Here is a 17,154-nt window from a genome sequence, read left to right as displayed (position 1 = left end):
CCCCTCAGGGGCAGGGTTCGACCCAATTGTCGATGATCGCGACGGCCTCTTCGGCGGTTTCGACAAAGCTGATCAGATCAAGGTCTTCTGCGCTGATCGTGCCGGCCTCGGCCAGCGCGTCCCAATTGATGATCTTGTGCCAGAATTCGGGTCCAAAAAGGATGAAGGGCACGCGCCGCATCCGGCCGGTTTGGATCAGGGTCAGGGCCTCGAACATCTCGTCGAGCGTGCCAAAGCCGCCGGGAAAGATGGTGACGGCCTTGGCGCGCATCAGGAAATGCATTTTCCGGATCGCGAAATAGTGGAAATTGAAGCACAGGTCGGGCGTCACGTATTCGTTCGGCGCCTGCTCGTGCGGCAGCACGATCGAGAGCCCGATCGAAGTTCCGCCGGCCTCATGTGCGCCCAGATTTCCGGCCTCCATCACGCCCGGGCCGCCGCCCGTGCAGATCACGTTTTCCGCGCCATAGCTTTCAAGGCTGCGTTCGGTCATCATCCGGGCGAAACGCCGGGCCTCTTCGTAATAGCGCGAGAGTTCGGCGAGCGTCTCTGTCCGGGCGGAGTCGCGATGCTCGGGCGCAGGAATGCGCGCGCCGCCGAACATCACGATGGTCGAACGGATGCCGCGCGCATCCATGATCATCTGTGGCTTCAGCAGTTCCAGTTGCAGCCGAACCGGGCGCAATTCGTCCCTCAGCAGGAATTCCTGGTCGGTAAAGGCCAGTCGATAGGCGGGCGCGCGGGTTTGCGGCGTGTCGGGATGCCGACGTTCGGCCACGGCGTCCTGCTGGCTGTCGCGGATCGGGTGGTGGCGCTCGTCTTCTTCGATCATCAGGAACCTCAGAGGCGGGCAGGCGGATTGCGCGGCCGCATTCCCCCGGTCTATAGCCCTTGCAAACCAGTTTCCACCCGAGTTCCAGCAAAGAGAGTACCGCCATGTCGAACGCCCAGCTTGAAGCCGCCATCGAATCCGCCTGGGAAATCCGCGACCAGATCACCCCCGCGACCAGGGGCGAATCCCGCGACGCCGTCGAGGCCACGCTGGAGGCTCTGGATCAGGGCACGCTGCGCGTCGCCGAAAAGCAGGGTGCCGACTGGCATGTGAACCAATGGGCGAAAAAGGCCGTGCTGCTGGGCTTCCGCCTGAAGGACATGGAGATCCATGCCGGCGGTCCGCAAAACGGCGGTTGGTGGGACAAGGTCGACAGCAAATTCGCCGGCTGGGGCGAGAACCGCTGGCGCGAGGCGGGCTTCCGCGCCGTGCCGAACGCTGTCGTGCGCAAGTCGGCCTATATCGCCAAGGGCGTCGTGCTGATGCCGTCCTTTGTGAACCTGGGCGCCTATGTCGATGAGGGCACCATGGTCGATACCTGGGCCACCGTCGGTTCCTGCGCGCAGATCGGCAAGAACGTCCACCTCTCGGGCGGCGTCGGCATCGGCGGCGTGCTGGAACCGATGCAGGCCGGCCCGACCATCATCGAGGACAACTGCTTCATCGGGGCGCGTTCCGAGGTCGTCGAGGGCTGCATCGTGCGCGAAGGCTCGGTCCTTGGCATGGGCGTCTTCATCGGCAAATCGACCAAGATCGTCGATCGCGAAACCGGCGAAATCATGTATGGCGAAGTGCCCGCCGGCTCGGTGGTCGTCGCCGGCTCGCTGCCCTCGAAGAACGGCGTGAACCTTTACTGCGCCGTCATCGTCAAGCGCGTGGATGCGCAGACCCGGTCCAAGACCTCGATCAACGAGTTGCTGCGCGACTGATCCGATCGGCGTGAACCTGATCGGGGGTGTCCGCGTTGAGCGCGCAGACACCCCTATTCAAGGAGAAGCGCATGGAAGGCTTGGGCTGGATCGCCGCCATTATCGTGGGCGGCCTCGCGGGCTGGATCGCCAGCAATATCATGAAGGCCGATACGGGGGTGTTTCTGAACATCATCCTCGGCATTGTCGGCGCGGTCATCGGCAACGCGGTGCTCGGTATTCTGGGGTTGAACGCGCAGGCGGGCAGTTGGATCGCGCAAGGCTTCGTCGGCCTGATCGGCGCGGTGATCCTGATCTGGCTTTATCGGGCGGTCGCCAGATAGGCAGGCCTTTCCTCTCATGAGAACCTGATCTCGGCCTTGTTTTCCCCGGCTCATTGGGGGATCAGGGCCGAATTGGCAGATGGGGACAAAAATGGCACAGCAGGTCTATACGCTTCTGGTCGAGGTCGGGCGCGCCGAGAATGACGGTCTGCCCAAGGACGCGACCGGCGCTGCTCTGGTCTGCTATGCCTCGGGCAAGGACGAGGACGAGGCGGTGCGCGAGACCGTCGCGATCCTGAAACAGGCCGGACTGAAACCGCTCGAGGTCACGGGCCACGGGTCGATTGACGAACGACTGGCCGAAGGCCATGACATTCCCGAGGAAGAGCGCGCCCTGATGGATCGCGCGCTTGCCGAAAACTCTGTCATCGTCGCTCAGATGGAGGCGATTTTCGACGAGGACGAGCAAGCCTGACAAGCCTGTTGTTCACCCCCGTTTCGCTGCGCTAGACTGGCTTCAACCAGAACAAGAGCAGGCAGGGGACAGGCCAATGACAGCACGCTATCTTCGACTGGCAACCGCGGCCCTTCTGGTCTGCGCGCTGACAGCTTGCGGGGGGGCAAACCGTGCCCCCGGCGCCATCGGCGGCAATTTCGCGGGCCTGCCCACGGCAGGTGGGCAGGGCTCCGAGGCGGGTTTCCAGAACTGGGTCAACAGCTTCCGCCCCCGTGCGCTGGCGGCTGGCGTATCTCCGCAGGTCTTCGACATTGCCATGGCGGGGGCGCATTTCCAGCCCAGCCTGGTCGCGCTGGACCGCCGCCAGAGCGAGTTTTCCAAGCCGATCTGGGAATATCTGGATGGGGCGACAGGTGGTAGCCGTGTCTCGACCGGTCGTGAGATGGCGACCAATTATGCCAGCACCCTTGCCTCGATCGAACGCCGCTATGGCGTCCCGCGCGAGATCGTGCTGGCCGTCTGGGGGATGGAAACGAATTACGGCGCGAACCGCGGCAGCACCCAGATCATCCCGGCGCTCGCGACACTGGCCTATGACGGGCGTCGCGGCGAGTTCTTCTCAGGCGAGCTGGTCTCGGCGCTGCGCATCATCCAGGCGGGTGACGTGGACAATGCCCATATGGTCGGAAGCTGGGCCGGCGCGATGGGTCATACCCAGTTCATGCCGTCCACCTTCCTGAACCATGCCGTCGATTTCAACGGCGACGGGCGGCGCGACATCTGGTCGAATGACCCGACCGACGCGCTGGCCTCGACCGCGGCCTATCTGCGCGCCAGCGGCTGGCGCGCGGGTCAGCCCTGGGGAACCGAGGTGATCCTGCCGCAGGGCTTCGACTACAATCTGGTGAGCAAATCGGTGGTCAAGCCGGGCGGATATTGGTCCTCACTGGGCGTGCGCGCGGCGAATGGCGCGGCGGTGCCGACCGGCGCGCTGCTTGCGCCCGCGGGCGCGCGCGGTCCGGCCTTCCTGATCACCGAGAATTTCCGTGCCATCCTCGAATACAATACCTCGGACAGCTATGCGCTGGCCGTGTCCTATCTGGCCGACCGTATCGCTGGCCGCCCCTATATCCGGGGCAGTTGGCCGCGGGGTGAGCGCACGCTCTCGAACAGTGAAAAGGCCGAGATCCAGCGCCTTCTGATGGCGCGCGGCTTTGATACCGGCGGGGCGGACGGCAAGCTGGGCTCGAAATCCGTCGAGGCGGTCAAGGGCTACCAGCGCAGCCGCGGCATGGTGCCGGACGGCTATGCCGATGCCGCGCTCTTGGCCATGCTGCGCGGCTGAACGCTTTTTCGCTTTGCCGCCGGATCGCACCTAGTGCCTGAAAACCGGGCACAAATAAGGGCAGCGCTGAACGTCCTGTTCTTGGCCTGCCCTTGAACTTGGCATTCTGCCCGACTCATTGCCCTCATCGTTACAGCCGCCCAGCGGCACACAACGAGAGGGAAAACAGGGATGAAGTATTATAGCAGCGTCTTGGCCGCCGCCCTTGTGTCGGTCGGCCTGACGAGCGCCTCATGGGCGCAGGAGGACACCATCAAGATCGGGGTTCTCCACTCGCTTTCGGGAACCATGGCGATTTCCGAGACCACGCTGAAAGACACCGTGCTGATGATGGTCGAGCAGCAGAACGCCAAGGGCGGCTTGCTCGGCAAGAAAATCGAAGCGGTCGTGGTCGATCCGGCCTCGGACTGGCCGCTTTTCGCGGAAAAGGCGCGCGAACTCATCTCGGTCAATGGCGTTGACGCCATTTTCGGTTGCTGGACCTCGGTCAGCCGCAAGTCGGTGCTGCCCGTCATCGAAGAACTGAACGGGTTGCTGTTCTACCCGGTGCAGTATGAGGGCGAGGAAAGCTCGAAGAACGTCATCTATACCGGTGCCGCGCCAAACCAGCAGGCGATTCCGGCGGTGGATTACATGGCCGAGGAACTGGGCGTCGAGAAATGGGCGCTTCTAGGCACGGATTACGTCTATCCGCGCACCACGAACAACATCCTTGATGCCTATCTCAAGGGCAAGGGCGTGGCCGAAGGCGATATCTTCGTGAACTACACCCCCTTCGGTCACTCCGACTGGTCCAAGATCGTCGCGGATGTGAAGGCGCTGGGGGCCGATGGCAAGAAGGTCGGCGTCGTCTCGACCATCAATGGCGACGCGAATATCGGCTTCTACAAGGAACTGGCGGCTGCGGGCATCTCGGCCGAGGAAATCCCGGTCATCGCCTTTTCGGTGGGCGAAGAAGAACTGGCCGGTCTGGATACCACCAACCTCGTGGGCCATCTCGCGGCATGGAATTACTTCCAATCCGCCGAGAATGATACCAACAAGGCCTTTATCGACGAGTGGCACAAGTTCACCGAGAACGACAAGCGTGTCACCAATGACCCGATGGAAGCCACGGTCATCGGCTTCAATGCCTGGGTTAAGGCGGTCGAGAAGGCGGGAACCACCGATACCGACCCGGTTCTGGACGCCATTGTCGGCGTCGAGGTGCCGAACCTGACCGGCGGCATGGCCAAGGTCCTGCCGAACCACCACCTGACCAAGCCGGTCCTGATCGGCGAGATCCGCGCCGATGGCCAGTTCGACATCGTGAGCCAGACCGACGAGGTCGCCGGCGATGCCTGGACCGATTTCCTGCCTGAAAGCGCCAAGCTCGACTCGGATTGGCCGGGCAAGAAATGCGGCATGTGGAACACCGAGACCAATAGCTGCGTGCAGGAAAAATCGAACTACTGACCCGCTGATGACCGGGGCGGCGTGACGCGCCGCCCCTTTTCTGCCCGTCCCGAGGACTCCATGCGTCTATTCCTGCTTGCCTTGGCCTTTGTTGCGCTGGCCCTGCCTTTCGTCGCCCATGCGCAATCGCCCGAACTGGGCGCGGTCATCGCCGCGCATCGCGCCGAGATCGAGAAACCCTCGCGCGGCTCTGTCGGCCCGGTGGTCGAGGCCATTGCCGCGACCGGCCCGCAAGGCGCGGCGCTGTTGCAGGCCTGGGCGGATCGGATGCTGGCTCTGCGCAAGAGCGATGGGCTTTTGGTCATCACCTCCCCCGAAGACGGCAATCTGAAACTGACCGATGCCGCGACCGGCACCGATCTTGGAACCGCGCCCGAAGGCGAGGTGACGCTGCTGCGCCCGAATTCCGGGGTGCGGGGTGTGATCTCGGCGGCGTTGGCCGGGAATGCGCTTTCCGATCCCGATCCCAAGCGCCGAGGCGAGGCGCTGGATTCGCTCTCGCGTCGCGCCGATGCAAGCCAGCTTGCCTTGCTGCGCGAGGCGATGGAAGACCCCGATCCCGCCCTTGCCGCCCGCAAGCAGCGGCTCGAGCGCTTGTTGACCATTCAATATGACACCGATCCCAAAGCCCGCATCGCGGCCATTGAAAGCTTCGGCGGCGATACGGGCCTGGATTTCCGCGCGAGCCTGAACCCGCTTCTGGCGACACGCCGCGGCGCCATGGAAGAGATCCCGGCCGATGCCAATCCGGCCCGCGAACTCGCGGTCGGTAGCGATATCCCCCGCGATGAGGCCTATGCGCTTCTGGTCTCGGAGGGACTCGCCCCCGCCCGCCTGACGCCCGAGGCGATGCGCCAGACGCTTGCCCAGCATATCCTTGACGGCAAGGTGGGCGGCGTTCCACTTGCGCAACTTCACGAACAATCCGCCCGCGATCGCGCCTATACCGCGCTGGAAGCCGTAGGCACGGTCCAGCCCGCGGCGAGCGAGGCCGAGGTCGATGCGGCGCTTGATCGCTATAAATTCGTCGATCTCTATGCCGAGCCGAAGGCCGAAGTGACCACCGCCGCCCGCGCCGCCCTGCGCGGCACCGAAAGCCGGATCGGCATGATGCAGGCCGCCGATCTGTCGCTGGATGCGCTGTCCTTGGCCTCGATCTATTTCCTTGCCGCCATCGGTCTGGCCGTCACCTTCGGGGTGATGGGCGTCATCAACATGGCGCATGGCGAGTTCATTATGATGGGGGCCTATACCGGCTACGTGGTCCAGCAATTCATCGCGGACCGGACCATCTCGCTGATCGTCGCGCTGCCTCTGGCCTTTATCGTGACTTTCGCGGCGGGCGTCGCGCTGGAGCGACTGGTGATCCGCCATCTCTACAAGCGCCCGCTCGAGACGCTTCTGGCGACCTTCGGCGTCTCGATCGCTTTGCAGCAATTGGCCAAGAACATCTTCGGCACGCAGGCCCGGCCGCTGACTTCGCCCGCTTGGCTCGATGGGGCGTTGACCTTCAACGACGTCGTCTCGATCAGCTATATCCGGATTGCGATCTTCGTCCTCGCGCTGGTGTTTCTGGGCCTTTACCTCTTCATTATGAACCGGACGCGGCTGGGGCTGGAAGTCCGCGCCGTGACCCAGAACCCCGCCATGGCAGCCAGCATGGGGATCAGCCCCGACCGCATCAACATGCTGACCTTTGGCCTTGGTTCGGGGATTGCGGGGATCGCAGGCGTGGCCATCGGGCTCTTCGCCAAGGTCACCTCGGAACTCGGCAGCGACTATATCGTGCAAAGCTTCATGACGGTCGTCGTCGGCGGCGTCGGCAATATCTGGGGCACGCTCGCGGGCGCGGCGCTGATCGGCTTCCTGCAGAAGGGGATCGAGTGGTTCAACCCGGCCAATACGCTGGCGGCGCAGACCTACATGATCCTGTTCATTATCATCTTCATCCAGTTCCGGCCGCGCGGCATCATCGCCGCCAAGGGCCGCGCCGTGGGGGCCTGACATGCGCAAACCACTTGTCCTGCGGCATCCCTCGATCCTCGTCTTTCTTGGCGTGCTGGCGGTCTTTACCGTTGCCGTCACGGTCCTGTCGGCGGGCTATGGCACGGGCGCGATCTCGACCAGTATGGTCAAGACGCTGGGCAAGACGCTCTGCCTTGCCCTTGCGGCCGTCGCGATGGATCTGGTTTGGGGCTATGCCGGCATTCTGAGCCTTGGCCAGATGGCCTTCTTCGCGCTTGGCGGCTATATGATCGGCATGTGGCTGATGGTCGCCCGGACCGAGGGTATCGTCACCGGAACGCTGGCGAACCTGCCGATTCCGCCCACCGATGCCGAGATCTCGGCCGCGGTCGCGACGCAGATTTTCGGTGTTGTGGGGTCTGACAAGTTCCCCCTGATCTGGGCCTTTTCCGGCTCGCTTTGGGGGCAACTCGCGCTGGTCGTGCTGGTGCCGGGGCTGCTGGCATTGGTCTTTGGTTGGCTGGCGTTCCGATCCCGCGTGAACGGGGTGTATCTGTCGATCCTGACGCAGGCGATGACCTTGGCTTTGGCGCTATATCTTTTCCAAAACGACTCCGGGCTGCGCGGGAATAACGGGTTGTCGGGGCTGCAAAACATCCCCGGCCTCGATGCTGTGGGGCAGGAAAAGCTGTCGGTATGGTTCCTCTGGGCCTCGGCCCTGGCCTTGGGACTGGGCTATCTGCTGATCGCATGGGTCGCCTCGGGCAAATTCGGCAGCGTCACCCGCGCCATCCGCGACGATGAGGCCCGGGTGCGTTTCCTTGGCTATTCGGTGGAAAGCTACAAGCTGGTGGTCTTTGTCCTCGCCGCTGTCGTCACCGCCATTGCGGGCGCGCTCTATTACCCGCAGGCGGGCATCATCAACCCGGCCGAGCTTGCGCCCATCGCCTCGATTTATCTCGCCGTCTGGGTCGCCATTGGCGGGCGGGGGCGGCTTTACGGCGCAGCGATTGGTGCGGTTTTCGTTTCTCTGCTGTCGAGCTGGTTTACCGGCGGGCGCGCGCCCGATCTCAATCTGGGTTTCTACATCGTGAAATGGGTCGATTGGTGGCAGGTGATGCTGGGCCTTTCCTTCGTCTTGGTCACGCTCTTTGCGCCGAAGGGGCTTTCGGGTCTGGTCGATTTGTTTGAAGGGCTGCGCCCGCCCCGCCGACGCGGCGCGGCGCTTGGTCCCGATATGGGCGCATTGCGTGAAAAGGAGGCCGTGGAATGACCGCACTTCTGGAGGTGCGCGGGATCTCGGTCAGTTTCGACGGGTTCCGCGCCATCAATAACCTCTCGTTCGAGATCGGCGAATGCGAGCTACGCGCGATCATCGGTCCGAATGGTGCAGGCAAGACCACGTTCATGGATATCGTCACCGGAAAAACCCGCCCGAATGAGGGGCAGGTGCTCTGGGGCGAGGGTTCGAAAAGCTTGCTCAAGATGAACGAATCCCAGATCGCGCGGGCTGGAATCGGGCGCAAGTTTCAGCGCCCGACGGTGTTCGAGGATCAGACCGTCTCCGAAAACCTGACCATGGCGCTGAGCGCCGCGCGAGGCCCTTTCAGCGTGCTGCGCTGGCGGCCAAGCGCCGATAGCGTGGCGCGGGTCGCGGAACTCGCTGAAGAAGTTGGACTGGCCGATCAACTGGCGCGGAAGGCGGGCGAACTGAGCCACGGGCAGAAGCAATGGCTCGAGATCGGCATGTTGCTCGCCCAAGACCCGCGCCTGCTTCTGGTCGATGAGCCTGCGGCGGGCATGACCTTGGCCGAACGTGAGCAGACCACGACCCTGCTGCGCCGTCTCTCGGAAAGGCACGCGGTCGTTGTCGTTGAACATGACATGGATTTCGTCCGCCGCCTCGATTGCAAGGTGACGGTGCTGCATGAGGGCTCGGTTCTGGCCGAGGGCAGCCTTGACCATGTCACGGCCAATCCCGAAGTCATCGAAGTCTATCTGGGGCGCGGATAAATGCTGGAAGCACGTGATATCACCCTGCATTACGGCGGCAGCCAGATCCTTTACGGTGTCGATCTGGTGGCCGAGCCGGGGCAGGTCACCTGCGTCATGGGCAATAATGGCGTTGGCAAGACCAGCCTTTTGAAGGTGCTCTCGGGAAGCCATCCGCGCTCGGGCGGCAGCCTGCGCCTGAATGGCGAGGAATTGGGGCGGGTGAACGCTCAGACCATGGCGCTGAAGGGCGTGGGCTATGTCCCACAGGGGCGGATGATTTTTCCGCTGCTGACCGTGCGCGAGAATCTTGAGACCGGCCTTGCCATCCTGCCACGCGGCGAGCGGCGGATTCCCGATGAAATTTTCGAGCATTTCCCAGTTCTGGCCGAGATGAGCCACCGTCGCGGCGGAGATCTATCGGGCGGGCAGCAACAGCAATTGGCCATTGCGCGGGCGCTGATCATGCGGCCCAAGGTGCTGCTGCTGGATGAGCCAACCGAAGGGATTCAGCCCAATATCATCCAGCAGATCGGTCGCGTCATTAAAGGTCTGCGCGACAAGGGCGATATGGCCATTGTGCTGGTCGAGCAATTCTTTGACTTCGCCCATGACCTTGGCGACCGTTTCCTGATGCTGGAACGCGGGCGGCCGGTGATTGCGGGGACAAGGGCCGAAGTGCCGCGCGAGGCGCTGAAGGCGCGGCTCGCGGGCTTGGGGGCGGCGGCCTGATGGCGCGCAATCGGACTGGGCGCCACTGCTGCTTTAGTGGGCTGAGCTGAGTTTCATCAAGAGGATGCCGCTGACGATCAGCAGAGCGGCGGCCACGCGAGCGACGTTCACGGCTTCACCCAGCAGGACAATGCCCAGGATGAAGGCTCCGACCGCGCCGATGCCGGTCCAGATCGTATAGGCCGTGCCCAGAGGCAGCGTCCGCATCGCGAGCGCCAGCAGGCCGAAACTCGCGATCATGGCGACGATGGTGACAATACTGGGAAGAAGAATGGTGAACCCGTCCGATTTCTTCATCGAATAGGCCCAGACGACTTCGAGGATTCCCGCGATGAACAGATAAAGCCAAGCCATGCCTGATCTCCTGATGTGGATCGGGCCGTCCCGCTTGATCGCCATAAGGGTGAGGTCGTCCTCGGTTCTATTCGGTAGTTTTTCGAAGGGCTGTTCGCAAGAGGTACGTTTACGTGCGACGGCAGTTCGGAACTGCCGCAGCAAGGAATCGTGCGATTCCCGCAACGCGCCCGACTGCGGTATCAACTTCCAAAAATCAATGCACTCTAAAGAATATTTATGGAATTAATAATCAACCAAAGGTAGATTTACGATGCCTCCTCCGAGGTTTGATCGAGCGGGTGGCAAGGCGCACATCAACAGGTTTATGGATTATGAACGAAGCGAAAATTGACGAGGGTTTCATACGGCGCGATCAGGGGGATGGGCAGATCGAAATTTCGACAAAAGGTGCCGGATTAGGCTGGTTTGCGCGAATAGTTCTGTGCATCGCTGTTCCCTCCATCGTTGTGGCGTTCATCGATCTGCTGGGGGTCAGGGACCCAGTAATCGGTACTTTTTTCTGGATCCTTATATCGTTAGGGGCGCTTTATGGGCTGTGGAAAGCGACGACGAGCCACTCCAGTTTCACGATCAAGCCTGAGGGTTTCGTAATTCGCGATATGCTGTACAAATTCGACAATATTGCTGAAATCGTTCTTGATAATCCGAACAGCAAATCGGGACCCGTTGTAACCGGAGGCGTAGGAATCGTCGGAGGTGGGACCGGAGTGGGCGGCGCGATGGCGGCGACCGCTGTAGTGGGCACGGCAGCCATCGCGAGCGGCGTGGCGGCAGCAGGTGCGATCGCCGCCAACGGCAATGTGGCGCGGCAGTATCGCGTCGGATTTCGGTATGGAAAGGATACGATCTACCTTGCCCGCAATTTGAAACTGGGCGTGGCAGAAAGCCTGTTTGATTATCTGACCAAACGAACCTAGACGACAGGGGGCGGTCGGAGATTGACCGCGGCCATCACAGAGAACAAGAGACGGCGGTCGGGTTTCGTCCGCCGTTGCAGCCATAGACAGTTTTAAGCGTCGCTCAGCTTAGCAGATCCGCGAAATCCCGAAACACCTGCTCATAGACCGCGCGCTTGAAGGGGACGATGCTCGCGACCAGATCTTCGGCACGCATCCATTGCCAGCGGTCGAATTCCGGATGCTCAGTCTCGATCCGGATATCGCCCTCGGACCCCAGAAACCTCAGCGCCAGCCATTTCTGCTGCTGTCCGCCGAAACGCCCCTTCCAGACCTTGCCAAGAAGTTCGGGCGGCAGGTCATAGGTCACCCAATCCGGCGATTCGGCCAGGATCTCGACCAGATCGGGCGAGACGCCGGTTTCCTCGACCAGTTCCCGCAGGGCGGCCTCGCGCGGGGTTTCCCCCGCGTCGATCCCGCCTTGCGGCATCTGCCAGGCATGGCCCGGATTGTCGATGCGCTGGCCGGCAAAGACCAGCCCATCCGCGTTGATCAGAACGACCCCGGCGCAGGGCCGATAGGGCAGGCCAGCCGGGCCAAGCAACTGCTCGGTCATTGATTGGCCGCGCCCTCGTCGGTGGCATCCTCGCCCGTCACTGCGGGCTTGGCGCTGTCGGGAACGGTGCCGGCGCTGAAGCTGACCGCCGACAGACCCTTGAGGATGTCCACCGCATAGGCGAGCTGGTAATCCTCTTCGCGCAGCTTGGCGGTGGCCTCGACCTGCTTGGCCTCGTCCTCGATCTGCTTGCGTTCTTCGTCGGTGATGGAATCGTTGTTCAGCGCGCCGCGCAGGTCGGCTTCGGAATTCGAGAAGCTCGACTCGGTCTTGGGCTTGCCGGCCTCGGCCTCATCCACGGGTTTGGGCTGCGGCTGTTCGACGATGATGTCCGGCTGGATGCCCAGCGACTGGATGGAGCGGCCCGAGGGCGTGTAATAGCGTGCGGTGGTCAGCCGGATGGCGCTGTCCGATGTGACCGGCATCACGGTCTGGACCGAGCCCTTGCCGAAGGATTTCGTGCCCACGACAATCGCGCGGCGATGATCCTGCAATGCGCCGGTCACGATTTCCGAGGCCGATGCCGAACCGCCATTGATCAGAACGACCATCGGCTTGCCCTCGGCCAGATCGCCGGTCTGGGCGTTCCAGCGCTCGCTTTCCTCGGGTTTGCGGCCGCGGGTCGAGACGATCTCACCCTTGTCGAGGAAGGCATCGGACACCTCGATCGCCTGATTGAGCAAGCCGCCGGGGTTGTTGCGCAGATCAAGGACGAAGCCGGTGATCTTGTCCACCCCACCGGCATTCTTGATCGCCTTGGCCATCTCGGAACGCAGGGTGTCCATCGTCTCGTCATTGAAGGTCGAGACGCGCAGCACGACCGAATGACCTTCGACGCGGGTCTTGACCACGGTCAGCTTGATCGTGTCGCGCACGATGGTCAGGTCAAAGGGCTCTTGTTCGCCCTGACGCAGGATGGTGATCTTGATTTCCGAACCGACCGGCCCGCGCATCTTTTCGACGGCTTCGTCGAGGTTCAGCCCCATCAGCGATTCGCCGTTCACATGGGTGATGAAATCGCCCGCCTTCACGCCTGCCTCGGCGGCGGGGGTGTCGTCGATGGGCGAGATGACCTTGACCAGCCCGTCCTCTTGCCCGACCTCGATCCCGAGCCCGCCGAAGCTGCCCCGGGTCTGGGTCTGCATATCCTCGTAATCCTTGGCCGAAAGGAACGAGCTATGCGGGTCGAGCGAGGTCAGCATCCCGTTGATCGCGGCCTCGATCAGCGTCTTGTCGTCGACCTGTTCGACGTAATCGGCGCGCACGCGCTCGAAGACGTTACCGAAAAGATCGAGCTGCTCATAGATCGAGGCGTTCTTGCCGGTCTCCTGCGCGATGAGGGGGCCCGCGAATTGCGTGGCGACAACTGCGCCCGCCATGGTGCCGATCGCGCCGGCAAGAAGGTAATGTTTCATTCTGTCGATCCGTCCTGCCCGGTTTCGTTGTGGCTGTTGGTGTCCTGACTGGCCTCGCCCATGATGGGATTCATCACGAACCACTCCGCCGGGTCCAGAGTTTCCTTGCCTTTGCGCAGTTCAACATACAGTGTCTCGGTCTGTCCAGCGCCGCCTCCCATGGCTGCATTGGCAACGAATTCAGCGCCGAACTCGGCGGCCGCAGGTTCCGTCCCGCCCATCAGACCAATCGGCTCACCGGGGGCGAGCACGTCACCGACTTCGCCAAAGACCTGACCCAGTCCGGCAAATACCATCAGATACCCCCGCGCGGGCTCGGTGATCATCACATTGCCGTAATCAAGGAGCGGACCGCGATAGCGGATGGTGGCGGCCCAGGGCGTGGTGACCAGCGCGGCGGGGCCGGTTGCGATGACCATGCCTGGTCGCGTCACCCCGGCCTCGTCGGCCTGATCGTATCCGCGCAGCACCTTGCCGATCGCGGGCAGGGGCAGGTTGCCCTGCGCGCCCTCGAAATCGGCCATGGGTGCGCCGACATCCTGTTCGATTCCGACAATCCCCGAAGCAAAGGCTTCGAGTGTGTCGGTCGATTCCACCAGCGCGGTCAATTCCGCCGGGTTGTCGCCGAACCGGACCGGCATCTGCGAGCGGTCGGTCACGGCCGAGGCCAGCAGGCGGCGCGCCTCCTGCACCTGGGCCAGCCCTTGGGCGAGCGTATTGGCCGAGTTCAGCTGAATTGCTCGGACGGTTCGGATTTCCTCGAGCCGCTGCTGCATCTCGGCGGCCTCGGCCCGAAGTCCCGGCGCGACTGAGGACAGGATCATGCCTGCACGCGCCGAGGATTCGGGTCCGGCAGGATGCAGCAGAAGCAATGTCTCGGGCGAGCGCTGCATCGCGGTCATCACGCCGATGATCCGGCCCAGGCGTTCGCGGCGGGCCTCGAACTGAGAATGGATCTCTTGTTCACGGATACCGGCCCGGCGCAGCCCGTCGCGCAGCGCCGAAAGGCCCTGCTCATAGGCGCGGATCATCTGGGTCAGCGAGGCGACCTGATCTTCCTTGCTCAGCGCGGCGTCAAGCTGGCCTGTCGCCTCGCGCAGCATCTCGGCCGCTTCGCCCGCCTCGGCTGCGGCCTCGGCCAAAGGCGAAGACGGCGAGGCCGATCCGGCGGTCTGGGCCGGGGCGACAGAGCCAAGGCTGGCGGCCAGCAGGGCGGCCAGAAAAGCAGGGCGGGCGCGTTTCAGCTTCATGCGCGATGGATCAGCGATGTGCCGGTCATTTCGGGCGGCAGATCCAGCCCCATCAGGTCCAGCACCGTCGGCGCGACATCCGCCAGCCTCCCGGCCCGCAGCGAGGCATTCGCGGGGCCGCCAAAGACGATGACGGGGACCGGGTTCACGGTATGGGCGGTATGGGGCCCGCCGGTCTCGGGGTCGATCATGGTTTCGCAATTGCCGTGATCGGCGATTACCACCGCCGCGCCTCCTGCTTTTTCCAGCGCCTCGATCATCACGCCCAGCCCCTTGTCCACGGCTTCGCAGGCGCGGATCGCGGCGGGCAGGCTGCCGGTATGGCCAACCATGTCGGGATTGGCGAAGTTCACCACGATCAGGTCATAGCCCGCCTCGATCGCCTCGACGAGTTTCGCGCTGACCTCGGGCGCGGCCATTTCGGGCGCGAGGTCATAGGTCGCGACCTTGGGGCTTGCCGGCATGAAGCGGTCTTCGCCCGGCTCGGGGGTCTCCTTGCCGCCGTTCAGGAAGAATGTGACATGGGGGTATTTCTCGGTCTCGGCGAGGCGGAACTGGCGCAGGCCCTTGGCCGCGACCCAAGCGCCGAGCGTATTGACCACCTGACGCTTGGGATAGGCGGCGGTCATGTATTCATCATGCTTGGCCGAGTAATCGACCATGCCCAGAAGCGCGGCCCATTGCGGGCGCGTGCCAGTCTCGAATGCGTCGAAATCCGGCTGGCCGAGGGCGGCAAGGATCTCGCGGGCGCGGTCGGCGCGGAAATTCAGGCAGAAAAAGCCGTCGCCATCCTTGGCGCCGGCATAATCGCCGATCACCGTGGGCTGGATGAACTCGTCGGTCTCGTCCTTGAGGTACGCCGCCTCGACGGCATGGGCGGCGTCCGGGGCGGCAAGGCCCTCGGCGCGGACCATCGCGGCATAGGCGCGGCTCACGCGCTCCCAGCGGTTGTCGCGGTCCATGGCGAAATAGCGCCCGATCACGGTCCCAATCCGCACGCCCTTGGGCAGGTTGCCGGTCAGTTCGGTGACGAAGCCCATGGCCGATTTCGGCGGCACGTCGCGGCCATCGGTGATTGCATGCAACACGACCGGCACGCCCTTTTCGGCGACTGCCCGCGCGGCGGCAAGGACATGCTGGATATGGCCATGCACGCCACCATCCGAGACCACGCCCATCAGATGCGCGGTCCCGCCGCTGGCCTTGAGGCTATCGATGAAGGCATCGAGGCCGGTATTTTCGTAGAAGCTGCCATCCTCGATCGCGAGGTCGATCTGGCCCAGATCCATCGCCACGACCCGGCCCGCGCCGATATTGGTATGGCCGACCTCGGAATTGCCCATCTGGCCCTTGGGCAGTCCGACATCGGGGCCAAAGGTGATCAGGCTGCCATGCGGGCAGTCATGCATCAGCCGATCAAAGTTCGGGGTGCTGGCCTGATCCGGCGCGCTTTGCTCGGGGCGGTTGGACATGCCCCATCCATCGAGGATGCAAAGGACGACGGGCTTGGGAACGGTCATAGGCGCCTCTTTCACGGTCCCGACGCTTCTACGTCCCTGCGCCGCGCGGGGCAAGTTCGGGGTGGAAAGTGGCATGATCGTGATGCGGAAGGCCATCGCGCCCTGTCACGCACTTGTCAGGCTTGCCGATTAGAGCGGCATCATTCCCAATCCCCATTTCGGAGAATGAACCATGTTGACCCGTCGAAATCTCATGGCGGCCGCTCCGGCGGCGGCGCTTGCAACCGCCGCCGCCGGGACCGCCGCCAAGGCGCAAGGGGGCAATTCCGCCCCCGCGTTCACTCCCTTTCGCTTCGGGGTACTGAGCGACCCTCAATTCGCGCCCGTCGTGCCGAACGAACAGGGCACGCGCTTCTATGCCAATTCGCTGTGGAAGCTGAACGAGGCGATTGCCGAGTTGAACAAGCATGCTGATCTGGAATTCGTGGTGACCTTGGGCGACATCATCGACCGCCACTGGGAAAGCTATAACCATATCCTGCCGGTCTATGATCGCCTGCAGCACAAAAAGCATTTCGTGCTGGGCAACCACGATTACGATTACGCGGCTGAGTGGATTCCCTCCGTTGCCCGAACCGTCGGCATGCCCGCGCCCTATTATGATTTTTCGTTCAAGGGCGTGCGCTTCATTGCGCTGGACGGCAATGACGTCTCGACCTTTGGCCCGCCCAAGGGTGATCCGCGCCGCGAACTGGCGGCCGAGCGTCTGGCCAAGCTGAAGGAAAGCGGCGCGGCGAATGCGCAGAGCTGGAACGGATCGCTATCGGACAAGCAATTCGCCTGGCTGGACGAAAGGCTGACGGACGCGCAGGCGGCGGGCGAGCGCGCGATCGTGCTCTGCCATTACCCGGTCTATCCTGCGAACGAGCATAACCTGTGGGACAGCGAACGGATCGTCGAACTGGTCAAGCGCCATCCGCATTGCGCCGCGTGGTTCAACGGCCATAATCACGCCGGGAACTACGGCGCGGTCGGGAACCAGCATTTCGTGAATTTCTGCGGCATGGTCGACACGCCCGATACGTCCTGCTTCGCAATCGTTTCCGTTCATGCAGACCGGATCGAGATTCAGGGCTTTGGACGCGAGGAAAATCGGGTGCTGGCCCTGATGGTCTGATTGGAAGATGCCG

General features: G+C 63.1%; 17 protein-coding genes. 11 read left to right on the top strand and 6 right to left on the bottom strand.

Annotated elements, in window-relative coordinates:
- Positions 1-4: 4 nt before the first annotated feature.
- Positions 5-832, bottom strand: a complete 828-nt coding sequence (locus tag ESZ60_RS01010; RefSeq protein ID WP_134678542.1) for an LOG family protein — start codon at positions 830-832, stop codon at positions 5-7.
- A 104-nt stretch (positions 833-936) separates the two neighbouring features.
- Between ESZ60_RS01010 and dapD the strand changes: the two genes are divergently transcribed.
- From dapD to urtE, 9 genes are all read left to right on the top strand, one after another.
- Positions 937-1,761 carry a 2,3,4,5-tetrahydropyridine-2,6-dicarboxylate N-succinyltransferase gene (gene dapD / locus ESZ60_RS01005; RefSeq protein WP_134678541.1) on the top strand — a complete coding sequence of 275 codons (825 nt, stop codon included), beginning with the start codon at positions 937-939 and terminating at the stop codon, positions 1,759-1,761.
- A gap of 71 nt (positions 1,762-1,832) precedes the next feature.
- Positions 1,833-2,084: a GlsB/YeaQ/YmgE family stress response membrane protein gene (locus tag ESZ60_RS01000; protein ID WP_134678540.1), complete on the top strand. Its 252-nt coding sequence runs from the start codon at positions 1,833-1,835 to the stop codon at positions 2,082-2,084.
- Between the two features lie 91 nt (positions 2,085-2,175).
- Positions 2,176-2,499: a hypothetical protein gene (locus ESZ60_RS00995; protein ID WP_134678539.1), complete on the top strand. Its 324-nt coding sequence runs from the start codon at positions 2,176-2,178 to the stop codon at positions 2,497-2,499.
- A 76-nt stretch (positions 2,500-2,575) separates the two neighbouring features.
- Entirely contained in the window at positions 2,576-3,826 is a 1,251-nt protein-coding gene (locus ESZ60_RS00990) for a lytic murein transglycosylase (RefSeq protein WP_134678538.1), read from the top strand.
- A 171-nt stretch (positions 3,827-3,997) separates the two neighbouring features.
- On the top strand, positions 3,998-5,281 hold the full coding sequence (gene urtA, locus ESZ60_RS00985; RefSeq protein WP_134678537.1) for an urea ABC transporter substrate-binding protein: 1,284 nt from the start codon (positions 3,998-4,000) through the stop codon (positions 5,279-5,281).
- Between the two features lie 60 nt (positions 5,282-5,341).
- Positions 5,342-7,285 (top strand): urea ABC transporter permease subunit UrtB, encoded by a 1,944-nt coding sequence (gene urtB, locus ESZ60_RS00980; RefSeq protein ID WP_134678536.1) that lies wholly within the window; start codon positions 5,342-5,344, stop codon positions 7,283-7,285.
- Position 7,286: 1 nt separating this feature from the next.
- Complete coding sequence (urtC, locus tag ESZ60_RS00975) at positions 7,287-8,519, top strand: urea ABC transporter permease subunit UrtC (protein WP_134678535.1); 1,233 nt, start codon at positions 7,287-7,289, stop codon at positions 8,517-8,519.
- Positions 8,516-9,259 carry an urea ABC transporter ATP-binding protein UrtD gene (gene urtD / locus ESZ60_RS00970; RefSeq protein WP_134678534.1) on the top strand — a complete coding sequence of 248 codons (744 nt, stop codon included), beginning with the start codon at positions 8,516-8,518 and terminating at the stop codon, positions 9,257-9,259. The genes urtC and urtD overlap by 4 nt, the downstream gene beginning before the upstream one ends.
- On the top strand, positions 9,260-9,970 hold the full coding sequence (gene urtE, locus ESZ60_RS00965) for an urea ABC transporter ATP-binding subunit UrtE (RefSeq protein WP_134678533.1): 711 nt from the start codon (positions 9,260-9,262) through the stop codon (positions 9,968-9,970).
- A 33-nt stretch (positions 9,971-10,003) separates the two neighbouring features.
- Here urtE and ESZ60_RS00960 read toward each other — a convergent pair whose 3' ends face one another.
- Positions 10,004-10,324, bottom strand: coding sequence for a DMT family transporter (locus ESZ60_RS00960; protein ID WP_134678532.1), 321 nt, complete (start codon positions 10,322-10,324; stop codon positions 10,004-10,006).
- A gap of 314 nt (positions 10,325-10,638) precedes the next feature.
- Between ESZ60_RS00960 and ESZ60_RS20655 the strand changes: the two genes are divergently transcribed.
- Positions 10,639-11,244 carry a hypothetical protein gene (locus tag ESZ60_RS20655; RefSeq protein WP_167620025.1) on the top strand — a complete coding sequence of 202 codons (606 nt, stop codon included), beginning with the start codon at positions 10,639-10,641 and terminating at the stop codon, positions 11,242-11,244.
- A 103-nt stretch (positions 11,245-11,347) separates the two neighbouring features.
- On the opposite strand, the gene ESZ60_RS00945 is transcribed toward ESZ60_RS20655, so the two are convergent.
- The 4 genes from ESZ60_RS00945 to gpmI are packed head-to-tail and all read right to left on the bottom strand — an operon-like array spanning position 11,348 to position 16,024.
- Positions 11,348-11,839 (bottom strand): RNA pyrophosphohydrolase, encoded by a 492-nt coding sequence (locus tag ESZ60_RS00945; RefSeq protein ID WP_134678529.1) that lies wholly within the window; start codon positions 11,837-11,839, stop codon positions 11,348-11,350.
- A complete protein-coding gene (locus ESZ60_RS00940) occupies positions 11,836-13,254 on the bottom strand; it encodes a S41 family peptidase (protein ID WP_134678528.1) in 1,419 nt (472 codons plus the stop codon). Before ESZ60_RS00940 ends, ESZ60_RS00945 begins: the two co-directional genes overlap by 4 nt.
- Positions 13,251-14,504, bottom strand: a complete 1,254-nt coding sequence (locus ESZ60_RS00935) for a murein hydrolase activator EnvC family protein (protein ID WP_134678527.1) — start codon at positions 14,502-14,504, stop codon at positions 13,251-13,253. The genes ESZ60_RS00940 and ESZ60_RS00935 overlap by 4 nt, the downstream gene beginning before the upstream one ends.
- On the bottom strand, positions 14,501-16,024 hold the full coding sequence (gpmI, locus tag ESZ60_RS00930; protein ID WP_134678526.1) for a 2,3-bisphosphoglycerate-independent phosphoglycerate mutase: 1,524 nt from the start codon (positions 16,022-16,024) through the stop codon (positions 14,501-14,503). The genes ESZ60_RS00935 and gpmI overlap by 4 nt, the downstream gene beginning before the upstream one ends.
- A 172-nt stretch (positions 16,025-16,196) precedes the next feature.
- Between gpmI and ESZ60_RS00925 the strand changes: the two genes are divergently transcribed.
- A complete protein-coding gene (locus tag ESZ60_RS00925; protein WP_134678525.1) occupies positions 16,197-17,141 on the top strand; it encodes a metallophosphoesterase in 945 nt (314 codons plus the stop codon).
- Positions 17,142-17,154: the final 13 nt, after the last annotated feature.

The sequence above is a fragment of the Paracoccus ravus genome, assembly GCF_004522175.1.
Lineage (GTDB): Bacteria > Pseudomonadota > Alphaproteobacteria > Rhodobacterales > Rhodobacteraceae > Paracoccus > Paracoccus ravus.
This window is presented reverse-complemented; position numbering and strand designations above follow the sequence as displayed.

What these genes read in the sequence shown, in the direction of transcription:
- ESZ60_RS01010 (WP_134678542.1), bottom strand. Translation starts at nt 832, where the DNA reads ATGATCGAAGAAGACGAGCGCCACCACCCGATCCGCGACAGCCAGCAG.
- dapD (WP_134678541.1), top strand. Translation starts at nt 937, where the DNA reads ATGTCGAACGCCCAGCTTGAAGCCGCCATCGAATCCGCCTGGGAAATC.
- ESZ60_RS01000 (WP_134678540.1), top strand. Translation starts at nt 1,833, where the DNA reads ATGGAAGGCTTGGGCTGGATCGCCGCCATTATCGTGGGCGGCCTCGCG.
- ESZ60_RS00995 (WP_134678539.1), top strand. Translation starts at nt 2,176, where the DNA reads ATGGCACAGCAGGTCTATACGCTTCTGGTCGAGGTCGGGCGCGCCGAG.
- ESZ60_RS00990 (WP_134678538.1), top strand. Translation starts at nt 2,576, where the DNA reads ATGACAGCACGCTATCTTCGACTGGCAACCGCGGCCCTTCTGGTCTGC.
- urtA (WP_134678537.1), top strand. Translation starts at nt 3,998, where the DNA reads ATGAAGTATTATAGCAGCGTCTTGGCCGCCGCCCTTGTGTCGGTCGGC.
- urtB (WP_134678536.1), top strand. Translation starts at nt 5,342, where the DNA reads ATGCGTCTATTCCTGCTTGCCTTGGCCTTTGTTGCGCTGGCCCTGCCT.
- urtC (WP_134678535.1), top strand. Translation starts at nt 7,287, where the DNA reads ATGCGCAAACCACTTGTCCTGCGGCATCCCTCGATCCTCGTCTTTCTT.
- urtD (WP_134678534.1), top strand. Translation starts at nt 8,516, where the DNA reads ATGACCGCACTTCTGGAGGTGCGCGGGATCTCGGTCAGTTTCGACGGG.
- urtE (WP_134678533.1), top strand. Translation starts at nt 9,260, where the DNA reads ATGCTGGAAGCACGTGATATCACCCTGCATTACGGCGGCAGCCAGATC.
- ESZ60_RS00960 (WP_134678532.1), bottom strand. Translation starts at nt 10,324, where the DNA reads ATGGCTTGGCTTTATCTGTTCATCGCGGGAATCCTCGAAGTCGTCTGG.
- ESZ60_RS20655 (WP_167620025.1), top strand. Translation starts at nt 10,639, where the DNA reads ATGAACGAAGCGAAAATTGACGAGGGTTTCATACGGCGCGATCAGGGG.
- ESZ60_RS00945 (WP_134678529.1), bottom strand. Translation starts at nt 11,839, where the DNA reads ATGACCGAGCAGTTGCTTGGCCCGGCTGGCCTGCCCTATCGGCCCTGC.
- ESZ60_RS00940 (WP_134678528.1), bottom strand. Translation starts at nt 13,254, where the DNA reads ATGAAACATTACCTTCTTGCCGGCGCGATCGGCACCATGGCGGGCGCA.
- ESZ60_RS00935 (WP_134678527.1), bottom strand. Translation starts at nt 14,504, where the DNA reads ATGAAGCTGAAACGCGCCCGCCCTGCTTTTCTGGCCGCCCTGCTGGCC.
- gpmI (WP_134678526.1), bottom strand. Translation starts at nt 16,024, where the DNA reads ATGACCGTTCCCAAGCCCGTCGTCCTTTGCATCCTCGATGGATGGGGC.
- ESZ60_RS00925 (WP_134678525.1), top strand. Translation starts at nt 16,197, where the DNA reads ATGTTGACCCGTCGAAATCTCATGGCGGCCGCTCCGGCGGCGGCGCTT.